This is a genomic window from Weissella sp. DD23 (assembly GCF_001579105.1).
GTDB lineage: Bacteria > Bacillota > Bacilli > Lactobacillales > Lactobacillaceae > Weissella > Weissella cibaria.
In genome coordinates, this window is record NZ_KQ970390.1 from 410,738 (window position 1) to 414,156 (window position 3,419).

The following is a 3,419-nucleotide window of genomic DNA, read 5'->3' on the forward strand; positions in this document are numbered from 1 at the left end:
ATATAACTCACCACGCCAAAGCGCCGTAATTGGCGTGCCTGTCGCACATTCTTTAGGTGGACAATGACACTGCGCCGCTGGGTAACTTCAAATGTCATACCGACGCACGCTCCTTTTCGTATTCTTGTTGTTGTTTAATCAAACCGATAACATTAAATGCAATGCCAAACGTTATTCCCCATGACAATAATGATGATCCACCATACGAAATCATTGGGAAAGTCACCCCAGTAATTGGCAGTAATCCGACAACCCCACCTAAATTAATTAAAATTTGAATGGTGATGTAGGCTGAGATACCATACAACATCAAGCGGTACTGCATGCTTGGCGTCTGGAGTGCAAAGTGAATGAGTCGCCATAAGATGAAACCAAATACGGCTAACACAATCAAAATTGACACAGCTCCCAATTCTTCACCAACTACCGCCATAATGAAATCGGTATTCGGCTCTGGCAAATAACCCGTTTTTTGAATACTATTACCAAGGCCGCGCCCAAATAAGCCGCCATTGCTAATCGCATAGTAAGAATTAATCAATTGGTGACCACTGTCTAAATCTGCCCAGGGATTGGCATATGTTTCCAATCGCTTTAATTGGTAAGCCATCAAGCCAGTCTTACTAATTATCGGTAGCAAATACGGTAAAGCAACCAAAAAGGCGACGATTGCCAAAATATAGAAACTCAAGCCCCGTACTTTTATCCCTGACGTAAAGACCATCGTCAGAATAATAAATGTTAAGATAGCCGCACCACCCATGTCAGGCATCGCAACAGATAGAATCACACCAAATAACGGTGGCAAAATATCATGAATATTCAATCGCTCACGAATACTATGCCAGGTTCGACTTGAATCAAGTTGCCGATGTGAAAAGCGGTAAGCAAACCATAAAATCAAAGCAATTTTAAAATATTCGACCGGTTGAAATGATAGAAATCCAAAATTAATCCAGCCCTTGGCCCCAGACACAGGGTCGGTAAATAGGAACGTGTAAATCAGGACTCCAATTAAAATATAAACTGAGAACACAATTATCTTGCTGATACCTTTTGAATGCCACCGAATTGGGATAACGGTCATCACAATCATTGCGATCAATGCAATAATTGCAAAAAGGACTTGTTTTCCAAAAAAGCTTAACGCGGAACCACTCGCCATGTTAGTACTCGACGTGAATACCATTCCCGTCCCGAAGACCATCAAGGCAACGATTGCGATTAACATCTGGATGTCCATGTATTTAACTTGTTTCACAATCATTTTTAACACTTCACGCCAAAAGACAGATAGACTGCCCCGCCGTGCGTTAATTTTTTGCATAGGAGAACCCCTTTACTGTCTTTAATTGCTCTTATAATTTTAGCACAAAACTAGCAGTTCCTCTCAGGCCTTCATGAAATTACAAAAAACTCCTGTGACCAGCAATCTGGTCCACAGGAGTTTTCTTAGTCTATTTTAATAGATTAGCCTTGTTGGGCAATCTTACGACGCTTAGCAGCCTTCTCACGCTCAGCCGTAACCAAAATTTGCTTACGGATACGAACGTGTTCTGGCGTTACTTCAGCGTATTCATCGTCATCCAAGAACTCCAATGACTCTTCAAGCGTCATATCACGTGGCGTCTTGATTGAGGCAGTTTGGTCCTTGTTTGATGAACGAACGTTAGTTTGGTTCTTGGCCTTAGTAACGTTAACTGAGATATCGTTGTCACGGCTGTTCATACCAACAACCATTCCTTCATAGATATCGTCACCTGGGTGGATGAACATCGTTCCACGATCTTCAACTCCCATGATAGCGTAAGTCGTTGCAGTTCCTTGGTTAATTGAAACCAAAGTACCGTTACGACGACCAGGGTTCCAGTTCTTAACAACCGGTGCGTACGTCTCGTACGTGTGGTTGTAGATACCGTAACCGCGCGTCAATGACATGAACTCAGTTGAGTAACCGATCAAACCACGTGAAGGTACCAACCACTCCATACGAGTCGTACCCGTACCAGTTGGCTCCATGTTGCGCATTTCACCCTTACGTTGGTTCAATGAATCGATAACTGAACCTGAGTACTCGTCAGGTGTATCAATTTGAACTGCTTCGAATGGTTCTGATTCAACGCCATCAATCTCCTTGAAGATAACTTGTGGACGTGAAACTTGCAATTCAAAGCCTTCACGACGCAAGTTTTCGATCAAGATTGACAAGTGCAACTCACCACGTCCTGATACCAACCATGCACCAGCTTCATCAGTGTCATCAACACGCAATGAAACGTCAGTGTGCAATTCGCGACGCAAACGATCTTCCAATTGGCGAGCCGTCACAAACTTACCTTCGCGACCAGCAAATGGTGAATCGTTCGTACGGAACGTCATTTGCAACGTTGGTTCGTCAATACGCAAAATTGGCAAAGCATCCAAGTGGGCTGGATCAACAACCGTTTCACCAACTGAAATTTCTTCCATACCTGAAAGAGCAATCAAATCACCAGCAATAGCTTCGTTAATTTCAACACGGTCCAAACCAATGAAACCAAACAACTTCGTTACACGGAAGTTTTGGTGCGTACCATCAAGCTTCATAACCGTAACGTTATCTCCGACCTTGATCTTACCACGGAAGACACGTCCAACACCGATACGTCCAACGAAATCGTTGTAATCCAACAATGAAACTTGGAATTGCAATGGCTCGTCTGAGTTATCTTCTGGGGCAGGAATCGTTTCGAAAACAGTGTCGAAGATTGGTGTCATTGTGTGCTCTTGCGTAGCCAAGTCAGCATCCAATGATGATGTTCCGTTCATAGCTGAAGCGAAGATAACTGGGAATTCCAATTGATCTTCATCCGCACCCAATTCGATAAACAAATCAAGCACTTCATCAACAACTTCGTTAGGACGAGCACCTGGACGGTCAACCTTGTTCACAACAACGATTGGCGTCAAGTTTTGCTCAAAGGCCTTCTTCAAAACGAAACGAGTTTGTGGCATCGTACCTTCAAAGGCATCAACAACCAACAAAACACCGTCAACCATACCCATGATACGCTCAACTTCACCACCGAAGTCCGCGTGCCCTGGCGTGTCCAAGATGTTAATTTGCTTGTCGCCAACCTTAACGGCCGTGTTCTTGGCCAAGATCGTGATTCCACGTTCCTTTTCAAGATCGTTTGTGTCCATGGCACGATCGCCAAGTTCAGTACGCATATCAAGCGTGTCTGATTGCTTCAACAATTCATTAACCAACGTCGTCTTACCGTGGTCGACGTGGGCAATAATTGCAATGTTACGGATGTTTTCGCGCTTTGCCAAAATCCTAATTCTCCTTGACTATACGTCACTTTTTTACTCTAATCGGTGTAACAACTAACAAAAGTGAGCCGCTTACACGCGGCCCACCTATAGAAATAAGCATT

General features: G+C 43.7%; 3 protein-coding genes. All 3 read right to left on the reverse strand.

What is annotated here, in order from left to right:
* Positions 1–98: DUF2129 domain-containing protein (locus tag WEIDD23_RS14335; protein WP_242865408.1), on the reverse strand; the 98-nt coding region annotated here is incomplete at its 3' end.
* A complete protein-coding gene (locus WEIDD23_RS01965) occupies positions 95–1,327 on the reverse strand; it encodes an FtsW/RodA/SpoVE family cell cycle protein (RefSeq protein ID WP_010373673.1) in 1,233 nt (410 codons plus the stop codon). The genes WEIDD23_RS14335 and WEIDD23_RS01965, both read right to left, overlap by 4 nt.
* A gap of 143 nt (positions 1,328–1,470) precedes the next feature.
* Positions 1,471–3,315, reverse strand: coding sequence for a translational GTPase TypA (gene typA, locus WEIDD23_RS01970; RefSeq protein WP_010373675.1), 1,845 nt, complete (start codon positions 3,313–3,315; stop codon positions 1,471–1,473).
* Between the last annotated feature and the right edge of the window lie 104 nt (positions 3,316–3,419).